General features: G+C 64.3%; 18 protein-coding genes. 9 read left to right on the top strand and 9 right to left on the bottom strand.

The window, feature by feature from the left end:
- The first annotated feature begins 97 nt into the window (after positions 1-97).
- Genes AC54T3_RS14735 through AC54T3_RS14720 form a run of 4 tightly spaced genes read left to right on the top strand, consistent with a single transcriptional unit; the run spans position 98 to position 2512 of the window.
- Positions 98-1237 carry a ParM/StbA family protein gene (locus AC54T3_RS14735; RefSeq protein WP_496625923.1) on the top strand — a complete coding sequence of 380 codons (1140 nt, stop codon included), beginning with the start codon at positions 98-100 and terminating at the stop codon, positions 1235-1237.
- Positions 1224-1523 (top strand): hypothetical protein, encoded by a 300-nt coding sequence (locus tag AC54T3_RS14730; protein ID WP_496625921.1) that lies wholly within the window; start codon positions 1224-1226, stop codon positions 1521-1523. Before AC54T3_RS14735 ends, AC54T3_RS14730 begins: the two co-directional genes overlap by 14 nt.
- Positions 1524-1541: 18 nt before the next feature.
- Positions 1542-1913: a flagellar transcriptional regulator FlhD gene (locus AC54T3_RS14725; RefSeq protein WP_496625920.1), complete on the top strand. Its 372-nt coding sequence runs from the start codon at positions 1542-1544 to the stop codon at positions 1911-1913.
- Positions 1913-2512 (top strand): FlhC family transcriptional regulator, encoded by a 600-nt coding sequence (locus AC54T3_RS14720; protein WP_496625918.1) that lies wholly within the window; start codon positions 1913-1915, stop codon positions 2510-2512. Before AC54T3_RS14725 ends, AC54T3_RS14720 begins: the two co-directional genes overlap by 1 nt.
- 97 nt (positions 2513-2609) lie before the next feature.
- On the opposite strand, the gene rsgA is transcribed toward AC54T3_RS14720, so the two are convergent.
- The gene (gene rsgA / locus AC54T3_RS14715) at positions 2610-3698 is read right to left on the bottom strand and encodes a ribosome small subunit-dependent GTPase A (RefSeq protein ID WP_496625917.1); all 1089 of its coding nucleotides are present in this window, start codon (positions 3696-3698) and stop codon (positions 2610-2612) included.
- 298 nt (positions 3699-3996) lie between these two features.
- Entirely contained in the window at positions 3997-4971 is a 975-nt protein-coding gene (locus tag AC54T3_RS14710) for an Acg family FMN-binding oxidoreductase (protein ID WP_496625915.1), read from the bottom strand.
- A 216-nt stretch (positions 4972-5187) separates the two neighbouring features.
- Here AC54T3_RS14710 and AC54T3_RS14705 point away from each other — a divergent pair, with 216 nt between their 5' ends.
- Positions 5188-6039 carry a DUF6544 family protein gene (locus AC54T3_RS14705; RefSeq protein ID WP_496625913.1) on the top strand — a complete coding sequence of 284 codons (852 nt, stop codon included), beginning with the start codon at positions 5188-5190 and terminating at the stop codon, positions 6037-6039.
- Between the two features lie 117 nt (positions 6040-6156).
- Positions 6157-7179, top strand: a complete 1023-nt coding sequence (locus AC54T3_RS14700) for a DUF2784 family protein (RefSeq protein ID WP_496625911.1) — start codon at positions 6157-6159, stop codon at positions 7177-7179.
- Positions 7180-7261: 82 nt separating this feature from the next.
- Here the strand turns inward: AC54T3_RS14700 and AC54T3_RS14695 are convergent, their stop codons facing one another.
- Positions 7262-7909, bottom strand: a complete 648-nt coding sequence (locus tag AC54T3_RS14695) for an alpha/beta hydrolase family protein (protein ID WP_496625909.1) — start codon at positions 7907-7909, stop codon at positions 7262-7264.
- Between the two features lie 232 nt (positions 7910-8141).
- On the opposite strand from AC54T3_RS14695, the gene AC54T3_RS14690 reads away from it, so the two are divergent.
- Positions 8142-8405 (top strand): hypothetical protein, encoded by a 264-nt coding sequence (locus tag AC54T3_RS14690; protein ID WP_496625907.1) that lies wholly within the window; start codon positions 8142-8144, stop codon positions 8403-8405.
- Between the two features lie 126 nt (positions 8406-8531).
- On the opposite strand, the gene AC54T3_RS14685 is transcribed toward AC54T3_RS14690, so the two are convergent.
- Entirely contained in the window at positions 8532-9062 is a 531-nt protein-coding gene (locus tag AC54T3_RS14685; protein ID WP_496625905.1) for an amidase family protein, read from the bottom strand.
- On the opposite strand from AC54T3_RS14685, the gene AC54T3_RS14680 reads away from it, so the two are divergent.
- Positions 9061-10248 (top strand): 4Fe-4S binding protein, encoded by a 1188-nt coding sequence (locus AC54T3_RS14680; RefSeq protein ID WP_496625903.1) that lies wholly within the window; start codon positions 9061-9063, stop codon positions 10246-10248. The genes AC54T3_RS14685 and AC54T3_RS14680 overlap by 2 nt on opposite strands.
- Positions 10249-10277: 29 nt before the next feature.
- Here the strand turns inward: AC54T3_RS14680 and AC54T3_RS14675 are convergent, their stop codons facing one another.
- The 4 genes from AC54T3_RS14675 to AC54T3_RS14660 all read right to left on the bottom strand — a co-directional run bounded on the left by AC54T3_RS14675 (position 10278) and on the right by AC54T3_RS14660 (position 13634).
- Positions 10278-10673: a Rieske (2Fe-2S) protein gene (locus AC54T3_RS14675; RefSeq protein WP_496625901.1), complete on the bottom strand. Its 396-nt coding sequence runs from the start codon at positions 10671-10673 to the stop codon at positions 10278-10280.
- Positions 10670-12247, bottom strand: coding sequence for a (Fe-S)-binding protein (locus tag AC54T3_RS14670; RefSeq protein ID WP_496625899.1), 1578 nt, complete (start codon positions 12245-12247; stop codon positions 10670-10672). Before AC54T3_RS14670 ends, AC54T3_RS14675 begins: the two co-directional genes overlap by 4 nt.
- 56 nt (positions 12248-12303) lie before the next feature.
- A complete protein-coding gene (locus AC54T3_RS14665; protein WP_496625897.1) occupies positions 12304-12876 on the bottom strand; it encodes a flavodoxin in 573 nt (190 codons plus the stop codon).
- A 347-nt stretch (positions 12877-13223) separates the two neighbouring features.
- Positions 13224-13634 (bottom strand): SOUL family heme-binding protein, encoded by a 411-nt coding sequence (locus tag AC54T3_RS14660; protein ID WP_496625895.1) that lies wholly within the window; start codon positions 13632-13634, stop codon positions 13224-13226.
- A gap of 341 nt (positions 13635-13975) precedes the next feature.
- On the opposite strand from AC54T3_RS14660, the gene AC54T3_RS14655 reads away from it, so the two are divergent.
- Positions 13976-14311: a hypothetical protein gene (locus tag AC54T3_RS14655; RefSeq protein WP_496625893.1), complete on the top strand. Its 336-nt coding sequence runs from the start codon at positions 13976-13978 to the stop codon at positions 14309-14311.
- 48 nt (positions 14312-14359) lie between these two features.
- Here AC54T3_RS14655 and AC54T3_RS14650 read toward each other — a convergent pair whose 3' ends face one another.
- The gene (locus AC54T3_RS14650; RefSeq protein ID WP_496625891.1) at positions 14360-14863 is read right to left on the bottom strand and encodes a lysozyme family protein; all 504 of its coding nucleotides are present in this window, start codon (positions 14861-14863) and stop codon (positions 14360-14362) included.
- Positions 14864-15127: the final 264 nt, after the last annotated feature.

Below are 15127 nucleotides of genomic sequence, written 5' to 3'. Positions count from 1 at the left end.
TATCAGGCGCGGTCAGGGCTGCTGCGCACCTGGACGCGATGCACAGTGGTGCGCACCTGCAGCCTCGATTCGGCACAGCCTAGCCTGCGGCTCAGCTATGGCGCAGCAGGGAAAGATGCCGTTTTTCGGCATCTCTGTCCGTTTCGTGCCTGGGTCGGGCAAGGTATCTTCGTTGTCGTGCTGCAGTCGTGCTGCAGTCGTGCTGCAGTCGTGCTGCAGTCGTGATGGAGGATGCGGGGATGGTGGTGGTCGGCTCGATATTGGATACAGCAATCTGAAGCTCGCGGCCGGGTGCTGCGGCGAGCCGCCGCTTGAACGCGTCATGCCGGCGGTGGCGGCACCCGAGGCGCATGTCGCGGAGCGCCTAGCTGGCGTGCCGTCAGGCACGAGCGATGGGATTGCCGATGGGATCAGGCTCTCGCTGCATGGACAGCCGTGGATCGCCGGCGTCAACCCTGCGCGGGTCTCGGGCTGGCAGCGGGCGCTGCATGAGGACTACGCCGCCAGCGACAGTTATCAGGCGTTGGTACTGGCCGCCCTGCAGTTGGTTGGAAAACCCCGCATTGATCGCCTGGTGACCGGGCTGCCGGTGGCTCAGGCCAGCGATCCGGCTGCGCGTGAGCAACTGCGCCGGCGACTTCAGGGCCGGCAGCGGCTCAATGAGGATTGGGTGGAGATCGCCGAGGTGCGGGTCATCGCCCAGCCGGTCGGCGCCTTTGTCGATCTGCTGATGCAGGCCGATGCGGCGCTGATCGAGCGCATCGGTGCCGGCACCGTGCTCGTGATCGATGTCGGCTTCTTTTCGGTGGACTGGTCAGTGTTGGTCAACGGGGATCTGCGGCGCACGCGTTCAGGGACCAGCCTGGAGGCGATGAGTGTGCTGATCGATGCGGCAGCGGCGCGCCTCTGTGCCGGGCGCGGCGGCAAGGCGCCGGTGGCGGCGATCGAGCAGGCCTTGGCGGCGCGGCGCTCGAGGATTCTGCTGCATGGTGAGTGGGTGGCGTTGGCGCCGGTGCTGCAACTGGCCGCTCGCGAGGTGGCGCAACGGGCACTGGAGGCGCTGCGCCAGGATCTGCGCCATGAGCAGACCAATCCCGACCTGCTGTTGCTGAGCGGGGGTGGTGCAGCGCTGTTCGAGCCGGTGGTGCGGCGTGTCTTTCTGCGGGTGCCGCTGCATCAGGCCGCAGACCTGGTCGGGGCCAATGCGCGCGGTTATTTCCACTATGGCTGCCGCTGAGCGTTTGCGCATCCAGGTCGGGGTCTGCGCGCGTCGGCATCCGGAGCTGTTCGCCAGCTTGATGCAGGTTTCGCGGCGCGGGCGTGCGGACCGGCTGCGGCAGTTGGCCTTGCTCGGGTTGAGTGGTCCGTCGCGTTCAGACGCTGAGCCGGCTGCGGCCGCGACCGCATCGCCGCGCGAGGCGGATGCGCGGTCCCCGCCTGCATCCTCCATCGATTCCGAACCCAACCCCCAGCTCGTCGCCGATCGGGCGCGCCTGCTGGAGGCCCTTCACCTGTCTGACTAAGCTTGAGATCCACTTGCCATGACTGCGTTACTCTCTCCTGAAGCCCTGGTCGAACCGATTCAGCGTCTGAACCGCGCCTATCTGCAGACGGCACGCGATGGTCTGCGCGCGCAACCGGCGTTGGCGCGGTCGCTGTTTGGTCTCGAGCCACCCTTGGCGCACTGGCTGGCGAGCGCCGACTCGGAGGCTGTCGAGCGTCTTGCGCGACTGCCTGGGACCTTGTTTCAACCGCGCTTGCCGGCGGAGCCGCACCGCTTGCTGGCGGCCTGCGCGCGATCGTCGGTGGATGCGGCGTTGCCGGCGCTGCATCTGCTGTTGCATCAGCTCGGTGATCCTGAGGCCGATACCGATCCTAACGTCGATCACGAAGACGGCTCGGCGTTGTCCTGATGTCGGCTCAGCCGATGCTCGAGCGGCACGCCCGCATGCAGGTGGCGCTGGCCTTGATCATGCGGCGGGCGCGCCTGTCGATCGTGCATTGGGAGACGCGGGTCGCGCGGGATGCGCTGCGGGCACTGTATCGAGAGGTGCATGGTGAACCGGCGCCCTCGGGTCAGTTGCCGACAGCGGGCGGGGCGGCGATCACGACCCGCCACGGCCAGCTGTGTGCGTCGGTGTTCGTGCTGTTTTATCAGCACTTGCAACGGGCCTCCAGCGGAGAGCATTGGCAAGATCGGTGCTCGAGATCGATTGAGGCGATGATCCAGGCGCATGATCTGGCGCAGAGGCTCTTGGGTCCGAACAACAGCCTGGAGATGACGCTGTGCTGGATGCTGGCGCGTGATCTGCGCATGGGCAGTGCCCACCTGAGAGACTGTCCGCCGTGCCAAATCCGTTATCTGGTCACCGAGCAGGGGCGCTTTGATCAGGGCTGCCCGCTGTGCGCGCGCTATCGCAGTGTCGGGTTATCGCGCTTGAAGGTTGGGCTGATGGGGGGCTCATTGTGCGCGGATGAGCCATCTGCGGTTTCAGGTATTGTCCGATCTTGAATGACTGACGCGGCGTTTGCCGAGCGGTGAAGGCGTCGAGCGGGCGTTGGTGATTTTGCCGCTGGCGGTCGCCTGCGACGTCGTCTCGCCTCCCCGTTCAGCGCTCCCGGCGCGACCTATCCTCCTTCATCACCCGTTTGACCATCTTGCCGAAGGCGCGGTCTTTGGTCCGACGCTCGGCAAGACTGGCCGAGTTGAAGCGGTCCTCGGCGAGGAGCTTGCGCCAGCGCTGCAGCCGCGCGGGCTCGAGTTGGCCCTGTTCGATCGCCTCGCGGAGTGCGCAGCCGGGTTCGCGCTCGTGCTGGCAGTTCCCAAACCGGCAGTGCGTTGACATGTCCTCAATGTCATCGAAGGTCTCGGCGATGCCAGAGGCGGCGTCTGCCAACTGCAATTCGCGCATGCCCGGGGTGTCCAGCACCAGGCAGCCGCCGGGGATCAGGTGCAGCTCGCGACGGGTCGTGGTATGACGCCCCTTGGCATCGTCTTCGCGGATGGCCTGGGTTGCGATCGCATCGGTGCCAGCCAAGGCGTTGGTGAGGGTGGATTTGCCGACACCGGATGAGCCGAGGAAGGCGACGGTTTGGCCAAGCTGGCACCAGGGCGACAGCTTGGCCTTTGGGTCGTCTCCACGAGCATCGAGCGCGACGACCGGGACCCGATCAGAGACGCTGCCGGCGGCGTCGATCCAGGTCGGCGGATCGGTCACCAGGTCGGCCTTGGTCAGGACGATGACCGGCGTGATTCCGGCCTCGAAGGCCAGCGCGACATAGCGCTCCAACCGGGCCAGGTTGAAGTCCTGATTGCAGGAGGTGACGACGAAGACCGTGTCGATGTTCGCGGCGATCCGTTGTACCTGCCGCTCGGTGCCGGGCGCGCGGCGCTTGATCAGGCTGGTGCGGGAGAGGAGGCGACTCGCCCGAGGCTGTGTGCGATCGAGCAGCAGCCAGTCACCGACGGTGGCATCGGCGCGCGGTGGCAGGGTCTCGTCGAGGCCAGCGCCTAGGATCTGCAGGCCGCTGCGATGCACGGCGACGACGCGGGCTGGGGGCGTTGCTGAGAGGGCCTCTGGGCTGGTCTGTTCGGCGAAATAGGGTTGCCAGCCGAGTGCGGCGAGCAACGCCGGATCATGGCTGACTGAGTCGGGGTGCTTGCTGTCGTGACAATGACCGACGTCGTCGGAGTCCATACGGATCGTCCTACCAAAATACCGGATCGTTGAGTGCATCGACGCAGCGGGACGGACCTTTTAGTGGCGTCATCGGCCGGTCTGTCAATGACTGCGCTAGCTAGCCTTCGGGCTGCTGCAGTTTGAAGGGGGCTGGTGCATCTGCTTCACGGATCGGCCTGAAGCGTTTTCCGCGTGTGCGCCTTGCTTTGGCGGATGACATCCTCACTTGCCGGCCAGGTCAAGGGGCTAAGTCAATCTTCTCCCGTTTCATTGCGCTATCCGCGACGAGGGTATCCGTCTATGCGTTGCGCGATGGTCATCGCATGACCTGATCGAGAGGCCGTCTCGGTGAGGCTGGCCGTCGCTGCTTCGCATATCCCAAGCGGATCAGCAGCAGCGGTTGTGCTCCGGCGTTCAAGCCCAGGTGGGCCGCAAGCCGCCGGCGAATCGGCTCGACTTCGCAGGGCATATTGACGTGGGCGTGCGCGATACCCAGCGAGGTCGCGGTGAGCACGACGCGTTCGAAGCTGCGTCCGACATCGACCCAGTGGCGTTTATCATGCTCCCGGGCAATGAAGAGCAATAGCAGGGAGGACTGGCGAATCGCCTTCTCCTGCCGATCGGCCTCGCCCGCTGGCTTCACCAGCCTGGTCATGATCCAACGGCCGAGCCAGCGCGGCACTGCGGGAAAACCCAAGGCCGCAGCGGCGAGGCCATCTTGTCGGGCCGATACTTCACGCCCGGAAAACCGAATCCATGACACCAGCTCCCCGACGAAGGCCGGATCATTGAACTGGGCGATGTTAGCCGCCCGAACGAAGTTGATGATCGGCTCGATCTCTGGATCGCCGACGCGGAACGGACGTAGCTCCACGGCATCGCTGCGGTTGGCGTCCAGTATCCGTGCAAGATCGGAGGCGTCGATCGCTCGCCCATCATAGGTACTGCGGTTCGTCTGGCGTTCGGGAATGGCGCGGAACAAGGCGTCGGTGTTGTCATCGGCGCCCTGCGACAGCCGCACCCGCAGACAGGCTTCCGGTTCATCGGCGGGGAAAGACTCGACGCTGGCCAGAAGCCCCTGATGCGCGGCTGCGACAATCAGATTGTCGAGCGCGCAGCCGAGGCTGATGAACAGCGCGTGATCGTCGGGGTCAACGACCGGCAGGCGACGGGTCAAGTCAGGGAAGATCCAAATCCGGTCCTGATTCACCGAGAACTGCCACGGCTGCGTGTTGTGTCCGGACGGTGCACGCACCGCGAAGGGGATCAGCTGCTCGGCATTGAATTCCATGGAGCACCTTCAAGATGTAACGAGTGACGTGAACAGCGGTCTACCTATCACGCTAATGGCGATCGCATCGAGAAACAAGATCGCGCATCAACAGGTTAATGTCGACCCGGCGCGTGATGGCATTTCCTGCCGGATCGAACAGACTGGCGATCTCGGCCACGCTTGTCACGTTCGTTTGGCCTTTCATGACCTGCGGTGGACGGGAGGAGAGCGTCGATGGCACTGACGGTGGTCCTGCTGAGCACGGTTGGTTTGGTCGTTCTGATCGCGGCTGTCACGGGGCTCTCGATGGTACGCTGGAAGAGCGGGCGGGACGCCCGGCATGCGCAAGCGGTCTGGGACGCGTTACTGGCGCAGCGCGACAGCGTGCCGCCGTCCTACGATCCGGCCTTGGTTGCCGACCTGCCCGAGATCGGCCAGCGTTACTTCGCCAATGCCATCGCGCCGGGCACGACGCTGCACCGGGTGGCCCGGCTGGAGATGGCAGGCTCGCTGATCCTGAACGGCCGCGAGCTGAGCATGCACGCCGACCAGATTCTTGCCCCGCTGCAGGGGTTCGTCTGGCGCGCACGGGCCGGCTTGGGGTTGATCCGCTTCTGTGGCTCGGATGGCTATTGGAATGGCCGAACGAGTTGGACGCGGTTCTGGCTGTGGGGTGTGCTGCCGGTGGCCCGGATCGCGGACACCGAGGACCACGCCCGTGCCGCCGCCGCGCGGTTGCTGATGGAAAGCGTCTGGGTACCAGCCGCGCTGCTGCCTCAATTCGGGGCAGTCTGGACGCAAACAGGCGCGGATCAGGCGGAGGTCCGCTTCCCGGAGATGCGGGGCGTCGAGCCGATTCAGCTGACAGTCGACGCCGCCGGTCGGGTTCTGGAGATGACCACGCTGCGCTGGTCAGACGCCAACCCGGAGCGGATCTATCGCCTGCAGCCCTTTGGCGGACGCACGCTGGCGCATGCGACCCATCAGGGCTTTACCCTTCCCACTGCGGTGGAGATCGGTAACCTCGTCGGTACCCCCGAGTACGCGCCATTCTTTCGCGCACAGCTAACCCGAGTTCAGTACTGATCATGGGCTGAGGTCCAGCGCGCTTCGAGCGTGCCGAATGCGCCGGACTTGATCGCCCTGCCCTTGCTGGCCGTCGACTGCGAGCAGGACAACGCTAATGGCAGGACTGAGATCCCGATGGACGTTTCCACGTTACGAGTGCTCGACCAAGCGCTGTTCCTGCTCCACGCAGCCCTGGTGCTGTTCAACCTCACCGGCTGGATCTGGCAACGCACCCGGCGCCTGCACCTGCTCGTGATCGGACTCACGCTCGCCTCCTGGGTCGGACTCGGCGCCTGGTACGGTTGGGGGTACTGCCCGCTGACCGACTGGCATTGGCAGGTCAAAGCCGCCCTCGGCGAGACCGGATTGCCCGCGTCCACCATCAAGTACTACGTCGACGCGCTGACGGGGGAGTCCTGGAATCCGATGCTCATCGACGTTTGGGTCGTCGGCTTGGCGCTGACGGGGCTAGCCGTGTCGGTGGTGTTGAACTGGCGCGACTGGAGGCGGCAACGAGCCAGCAAAAGCGCCGGTGATCGAGGCGAGTCAACACAGGGGCGAAGCACCAACCGCATCGAAGCGCGGGTTGCTTCGACGCCATCGACGCCCAACTCCAGAGGCGTGATCAAGCGCCCTCTTTTCGCCTTGCGCGCTCTGCTTCTAGGACGCCTCGGCAAGCCCCGCCAGCCACCTGCGACCATGGCTCGGGTCGATCTCGATCGCCTGCTGGGGACTTGGTTCGAAGTGGCCAGGCTGCCCAATCTCGAGGCGGACGGCCCTGGACAGCACAGCGTCAATGTCACCGCGACCTATACCAAGCGTCCAGATGGGCGCCTCAGCGTCCAAACCGTTGCTCAGAACGCAAAGGCGGGGATGCGCCGCAGCGAGGTCAACGGCAGCGTTCATCCCGCCGATCCGAGTGGCTCGAAGCTGATCTTGCGATTCTTCAAGCTGATTCGCGGCGACCTCTGGGTGATTGGCTTGGACCCTGGTTATCGATGGGCACTGATGGGCACACCGAGCCGCAGGCGACTTTGGCTCATCGCCCGCGCCCCACGCATCGAACCCGATGACTATGACCAGGCCATGGCGATCGCCGTTGAACAAGGCTACGATGCAGCGCGCGTCAGACCAACCTTACAACAGGTCGCATCCTGACGGGAGGTCGGCGGCCTGGGGTTCTTTCGCGCATCCGATCCTGGTTGCGAACTCGCATGCGGCATGGACTGATGGCTCGCGCTCACAGCGTCGCGACGAAACCGAGCACTGCCTCCGCCGCCTGATCCAGGTTCTGCTCCCAGGTGCGCCCGGATTGTCGGCGCGGCTTGAAGCTGTGATCCCCGTCCTCGATCCAGGCTAGTCGAATCGACGGGGCGAGCGCATAGCCGGCGACCTCGTCCGGCGTGCCGAAGGGATCGCGGGTACCCTGACAGATCAGCGTCGGCGTGCGCAGGATGCGCAGATGCTCGGTGCGCAGCCGATCCGGCTTTCCCGGCGGATGGAACGGGTAGCCGAGGCAGACCAGCCCGGCGGCGCGCTCGTCAGCGATCAGGCTCGCCATGCGCCCGCCTAGGGACTTGCCGCCGATCAGCAGGCGTTGCGCGTCGGTACCGGCGGCAAGCGCCTGGTCGATGATCCGATTCCAATGCTCCAGCAGCACCGGCTCGCGGTTCGGTGGTTTGCACCTGCCGGTGCGCCGGATCTCGGTCATGTACGGGAACTCGAAGCGGATCACCCTCAAGCCTGCCCGGCCCATCGTCTCGGCCATCTGTGTCATGCAGGGTGCATCCATGCCCTGACCCGCACCATGGGCCAGGAGCAGGGTCCATTTTGCATCTGGCGGCCCGTCGGTCATGACATCGAACTCATTGGCGGGGTTGTTAGACATCGCGTGGCAGCCTCGTGATTAGTGACGTTGACGGACCCTCCTGGCGGTTACTCGACGCCACTGAGCATCGCTGGGCGTTGCACATCGAGCGTTTCGAGCCCTTGAAACACCATGGTCGCTAGTCCTGCGGCCGACCTGTTGTTCGTTGTCGCAGTCCCCTGACGCGACGGTCACGCAGGACGTTGGCGGAAGTCGCTACACTTCGGAGCAAGCAACCTTTTGGAGACTGTGCATGCGAATCCCTGTGCCGATCATCGCCGTTGTCGTATCAACAGCAACATTAATGTCTTGCGGACAGCAACAGCCACCTCAGGATGTTGATCCAACCCTGGGCCGCGACTGCTTCGAGTCGCATCAGCCCAGCCTGCCGCCCGGCAGCCAGTACGAGGGGATCGCCGAGGTATCCGATCACCGCATCACCATCCGTGCGATGACCGGCACTCAGGTGGAAACCTTCGATTGCTCACTGAAGCCAGACGGCACGGTTGCCCAATGAAGAGACGGAGACTGAGTCTCCGGAAGCGGTCTTTCGCGAACGTTGCAGTCCAATCCAATTGTGGAGTGACAGCCTCCGCGAACAGGCCAAGGTGAGCCGCGCCACAGTCACGCGAGCAATCGGTGGCTAGCGTGCTAAGGTCGTGGACAACGCCTCAGGTTGAAGGCGATCAAATCCAGGCGGCGGATGACGGTGCTGGGTCGCTTGCTCATAGGCGTAGACATACTGGAACAGCTTGTGCTCGTCGAATGGCCGCGCCAGCAGTTGCAGGCCCAGCGGCAGACCGCTGTCGGTGAAGCCCATCGGCACCGTGATGGCCGGTTGCCCGGTATGGGGCGCAAGGATTGGGCTGTTGTTGCCGTGCGGGCTCTCGCTGTCGCCGATGCGCCGCGGCGGATGGCTCCAACTGGGGTAGATGATCGCATCGATCTGCTGTTCATCCATCGCAGCAAGGACGGCCTCGAGCAAGGCCTTGCGCCGCAGGTCGCCTTGGACATCCACGCAGGGCGGCTGTTGTGAACCTGGATCAGCGTCGACAGCCATGGCCCATTGCATCGCCCCGGCACTCTGGGGCAAGAATTGGTTGCTCGCCAGCACCTCGTCCAGAGAGCGGATGGGCGCGTTATCTGACAGCGTTTGCGCAAGAGGCGCCACCATGGGACATCTGCTGAACGACAAATCGGCCTTGGTGCCGCTGATCGACCGTCTCAACCGCTACCCGGTGGGCCTGGTCGACAGTCCGCGCCTGCGCCAGATCCTCGCGCTGCTGTTCGATCCGCGTGAGGCCGAGGTGGCTGCTCGCTTTCCGCTGACCGAGGCCACCCGGGCCGAACTGGTCGAGCGCACCGGCCTGCCGGCGGCCGAGCTGGATGGGATTCTCGAATCCATGGCCAACAAGGGGCTGGTGATGGACCTGCCGGTGGGTCATGAGACCTACTATCTGTTGGTGCCGGGGCTGATCGGCTTCATGGAGTTCAGCTTCATGCGCGATCGCGGGGATCTGCCTCAGGCGGAGTTGGCACGGCTGATGTCGGCGTACCTGCGCGAACAGGGTAAAGACGGACAGGCCGGTGAGTTCTTCGGCAGCCGCTGGCCATTGACGCGGGCGCTGGTCTATGAGGACCAGATCCCGGTGCAGTCACGCATCACCGGCTGGGAGGATGCGCGTCAGATCATCCAGGATGCCGAGTTCCACGCTGTGACCCTGTGCTTCTGCCGGCACAAGAAGGCGCATGAAGGCAAGACCTGCCAACAAGGCGCACCGGTGGAGGAGATCTGCATGGTGCTTGGCGAGGGCGCGCGCTTCCTGGTGCGCCGCGGTATGGCCGAACCACGCAGTGCCGAGCAGATGCTGACCATCCTCGACCGAGCGCGGGAGTTTGGGCTGACGCACATCACCGATAACATCCGTGAGCAGCCGTCGTTTCTCTGTAACTGCTGTCGATGTTGCTGCGAGCTGTTGGCTGGCGTGCAGATGGGCTTTCACGAGGGCATCGCCAAAACGCCCTTTCTCGCCGAGGTCGATCCCGAGCGTTGCGACTACTGCGGCGCCTGTCTGCGTGCTTGCAATGCCAAGTGCATCGGCCTGGCCGAAGATGCCCGTGCCATGCCCAAGGACCAGCGCTGGGCGCAGGTGGATGCGGAGGTCTGTCTCGGCTGCGGCGCCTGCTTGCAGGCTTGCGAGCAAGGTGCGTTGACCCTGGTGCAGCGCGCGAAGCGCCCGCGCCCACCGCGCGATCGCAATGCCCTGTTCGCGCGCATCCTGTGGGACAAGGGTCGGCTGATGCCGTTCATCGCCGACGGGCTGCGTCGGGGTGTTGAGCGCCTGCGCCGACGGGGTTGAAAGGTCTGATGCATCACGCGTTGCCCTGTTTACACCAGCGCTGTCACGCGTTTATCGATGAGGTAGACCTGACCGTCGATCTCCTCGCAGCGCAGGGGCTCGAGTCGCTCGCCGGAGCACAGCACGCTCAAGGATTCCCCGGAGGCCGGATCGAAGGCAATGCCATGCATGGAGCAGCGCAGGTGCCCCTGTTGGTCATCGAAGACGGCGTCGTGGACGCAGTCCAGGCGCCGCACCATGTGCACGCATTGGTTCAGGTAGGCGTAGACCTGGCCGGCGTAGCGCAGCACGATCGCGGTCTGCGGGTGCTGCTTGAACAGCAAGGGGATGATGCGATGCTGACGATCCGCCAATTCAGCGCTGTCACAGACCAGCAGCTGGCGTCGCTCGCGCGCTGATCTGTTGAGGGTAGATGGCGTGTTCATCGCTCAGTCACCTGGCCCATTCGGCCCTGCTTTGCCTGTGCGGCGCCATGATGCCGAAGCCAAGCCCTACCGTTCTGTTTTGCTCTGTTCTGTTCGACAGCCTGCTGCGTAGCGACCTCCTGCTGTGGCTCCATTTCCAGATCCAGCTCCAACGCATCGGCGAGCACTTGCGCCAGATGGCGAGGGCGTTGCGCCGTATGGGCGCGCATCTGCTGCCGACAGGAGAAGCCGTTGGCGATGACGGGCGCGCTCGGGTTGGCGCGCAGTTGCGGCAGCAAGGCCAGCTCAGCCATCTGTCGGGACAGGTCGGCGTGCTCCTGTTCCAGGCCGAAGGTGCCGGCCATGCCGCAGCAGCCGGCGTCGATGATCTCCGGCGTCAGTCCTGGTAACACCTTCAACACCTTGCGCATCGACTTCATCGCGCCTACCGCCTTCTGGTGACAATGGCCGTGCACCAACGTAGTGCTGCTGTCATGCGCTTGCGCATCGGCGAAGGGGAGCTTGAGGCGCTTTGCCATGAGCTCTTTGGCCAAGAACTCCTCCAGCAACAGGCTACGCTCGGCCACGACTCGCGCTGCGTCACCAAGCCCGAGCGCGAGGTGGTCATCGCGCAGGCTCAACAGGCAGGAGGGCTCGAGTCCGATGATCCAATGCCCGGCGCGGGCGTGGGGCAGCAGGGCGTTCAGCAGGCGCCTGGCCTCATCGGCAGCCTGTTCCACGAGGCCTTGAGCCAGATAGGTGCGCCCGCAGCACAGCGGGCGCCTCGGGTTCGGGTCCGATTCGGCAGGCTCGGCGATGTGGACGCGATAGCCGGCGGCCCTGAGCACGCGGAGCGCTGCACGCGGGATCTCGGGCTCGAAGTGGCGGCCGAAGCAGTCGACCAGGAGCACGACCTCCGGTAATGAGGGTGGCGCGGCCTCGGTCAGTGCCGATGCCGGTGCGGCGACGGGTTCAGGGTCGGGCTCAAAGGGCGCACGCGAGGGCTCCGGCAAGGGGACTTCGGCGGTGATGCCAAGCAACCGCTGACCTAGCTGCGCCAGCCAAGGGTGACGGTTGCGCATCCCGATCAGCCAGCGCACGGCGGATCGATAGCGCGACAGCCAGTGCGGCAGTGCGGCGAAGAGGCGGGCACGCCAGCGCAGACCGTCGCGCCGCACCCGCTGCGCTAGGTATTCGCTCTTGATCAACGCCATGTCGACGTTGCTCTCGCACTCGCGCTTGCAGCCCTTGCAGGCGACGCAAAGATCCATCGCGCGGGCGAGGGTTGGGTCGGCGAGGGCCGCATCGAGCAGGCTGGCCTCGCGTTGGGTCGCAGCGGCCGAGTGGGTGTCGGCCGAGCCGGTATTGAGGGCAGCCTTCAACAGCCGCACCCGTCCACCGGTGGAGAGGGCCGGGTCGCCGGTGACGCGAAAGCTCGGACACATGACGCCCTTGCTGGTCTCGGTCTCGCACTGGCGGCTGTTGATGCAGACCGCGACGGCCTTTGCGAAGTCGCCGCCGTGGCGCGGGATGTCCGCATAGGCGTCGCCCATGCCGGCATCCTGGTAGGCGGACCAGTCCAGCACTGTCTTCATAGAATGATCCACTCCAACCGAAAAGATGGGCAGGGGCAGCGATACCCAGCGCGTGACTAGGCGGGCACCGGCGCTTCGCAGACCTCGAGCAGCAGCGGCAGAACCTCGTCGAGCCAGGCGTCGATGCGTGCGTCGGTCAGCAACGACTGCAAGTGCTGATCCAACGCCAGACCGACGAAGCGCCCATCGACGACGGCCCGCGAACGCTTGAAGTCGAAGCCGCTGGTGTCGATGCCGCCCACCATCTGGGCACCCGCCTTGGAGAACAGGCTGTGCAGGTCCATCATGGCGTCGCAGAAGTGGGTCGGATATTTCTCTTGATCACCGAGCCCGAACAGGGCAATCCGGGTGCCACTGAAGTCCTTGCCGTCGAGCTGTGGCAGGAACTCCAGCCAGGCGGCCTCGTCGGTGTCGTTGGCCTTGCCGGGGAGTAGGCCTTCGCCATCGGTGGGTGTTCCGAGAATCAGTGCCTTGAAGGCCAGCAGGTCATCAGCGCTGGCGCGATTGACGTTCAGTGGTTTCGCGACCATGCCTTCCCCCAGACGCGCCTTGATCGCTGTTGCGATCTTCTTTGCGATCAGTCTAGTGGTACCGGAATCCGTTCCAAAGAAGATGCCAATCTGACGCATACTGCCCCCGTCGAGTGCGTGTCGCTCCGTTGGGAGCCTTGGTGAGCGTCTTGATGATGAGCCCGTCGATTTGAGCAAATTTAGCAAGACCCGCGCCAATCAACGGCGTGCCGGCCGGCATCCCGAAGACAGGAGCGACCAAAGGGTTCAAGTGTCTGAAGCGAAGGCGGATCGTGATCGATGGAGCAGCGGCATCTCGGTTGTTGAGCGGCCGGATGTCATCGCCATCGTTAGCCGCATGTCGCCACTCAGCTTGCCTGAGCCTGTGGCGAAGCCGACAAAGGTCTCGGTCTTGGCTGGGTCGTGACAGTGAGCACTGAGGCTCAACGCCGGGCAGGGGCGTTGGCTCACTGATCGGGCTCAACGACCTCGACCATGACCTCGTTGCGGCGCAGGAACGGCAGCGAGAACGGCGAGTTGTAGCGAGCATAGAGGGGCTCGCCGACCGGTGTCAGACCAGCGGCACGGACCGCATCGAGCAGCTGCGTCTCATGGTTCCGATACTTGGATTCGCCCCAGCCGCCGGCGTAACGCAGCACGGCCATGAGACGACCGGGTTCTTCGCGTAGGGTGACGCGCGGATCGTTGGGACGCGGCACGGTCTCGAGCGTGAAGCGCTCCGGCATCACGAAGCTAATGATGAAGCTGTCGCCGTCGGTCTGTGCGTGGCGTTGCGTCACGGGTGCGGTCATCTCGATTCGTGTTCCGGCTTGGTCATCGTCGCTGGCCGACGGGCGCTGCGTGACGGGTGCGGTCATCGCGATCTTCTCGCACGCCAGCGCGCCACCGAGACCCATCGGGCAGATGGCATCAGGATACCCAAAGGTCGCGTGCGACACCGTCGCCAGCCACACGTCGTTTTTCAGACCGCAAGCGCCACAACGCGTTCTCCGCCATGGTTGCGCTCAATGGCGACGCAAAGGGCCCAGCAGCGTCCTCCAAGCCACGCTAAAGTGCTTCTTAGACAAGTGTTTAAACCATGCTCCCTGTCCATGATGAACAGGGAGGCCGCATGACAGTGCCAGCATCCATCCGAACCCATCCAGACCAACCGCCCGTCGCGACCCAGTCTCTGGGTCGGCGTCTTGCTGACGCTGTATTGGGATTGATCGCGGGGGCAGCGCTCCTCTTAGTGGCGTTGGCGCCACTGCCTTCGCTGACGCTGCACCTGACGGCCTGGGCCGTGTTTATCCTGGTGCTCATACTGAGCGCCCTTCTTGATCGTCAGCGCGACCATCGGACCACCAGATCCACCATGCGACAAGACATGCGATCAGAGCGCCTTGCCAAACAGCCGGTGCCGGCCTTTGGAATGACTCCCGTGGCAGATGATCAGGACATCGACGACTGGCTCGGACCCTTCAATCCTGATAACGGCCTCTCTTTGGATATTGCTCCCTACTTTATCCATGACGACCTCGGCCGGGATTCCTAGTCGCCGATCGACCTCAGAATTGAGGTGATTGACGCGGATACGCCTCATTTAAGGCCGAGTTCGTACAGACTCCAAGGCAGTCATTACTTGAGCCCAGTCTGCCCTCGCCCGGTTCCCCGCCACACCTTCGTAGTAGCTGTGGTTGCTGGCATCCGCCGGCAGCCCCGCCCAGATGCGCGAGAGGTTGTGCGCAAAGGCGTCGTTCGGCAGCCGACCCGCCTCCCAAGCAGTCAATCCCGCATCACGCGCGAGGGTCATTGCCATCCGATCCTGCAGTTTCGGGGTGAAACGTTCCTGTCCAGTGAGGCCAAGACGCGCTATCAGGTCATCGAGCGTGTCATCGATGATCTGATAGCGCCCGACGGGTGAACCGCCGCGCTCAGCGACCAGGCGCTGTTGCAGTGCCTGGACCTCGTTTAGAGACAGGTCACTGAGGTTCAGTGCTGACTGATCGGCATCACGATAGAGCGCATTGTAGTTTCCCAGTGACTCGGGTCCGGCGACCAGATCGAGCACCTGCCCGGAAACGCCACCGGTGACGGCATGATGCATCAGTCCCTAGCTAGTCGAGGCGGATTCCAGGGTTTTTTTTCCGACGCATCGACGACAGACTGCGCCCGGTTGTAGGCGATGATGCCGGTCAGCTTGCTGTTGTCGAGGCTGTGCGCGGCGCCAGTGAGTTGACCGGCAATCGCCTGGCCGAGCTCTGGTCCATGCTCATCAGCCCTTTTAAGGTGATGCTAACCTATTGTAATCTATAGTCATCTTCTAGCGACCCTGGAGCTGATGACCGGATGTTTGACGGTGTCCTGCAAC

Source organism: Halochromatium sp. NSM3 (genome assembly GCF_059621085.1).
The sequence above is the reverse complement of the archived record's forward strand: the minus strand, read 5'-3'. Positions and strand labels throughout refer to the sequence as shown.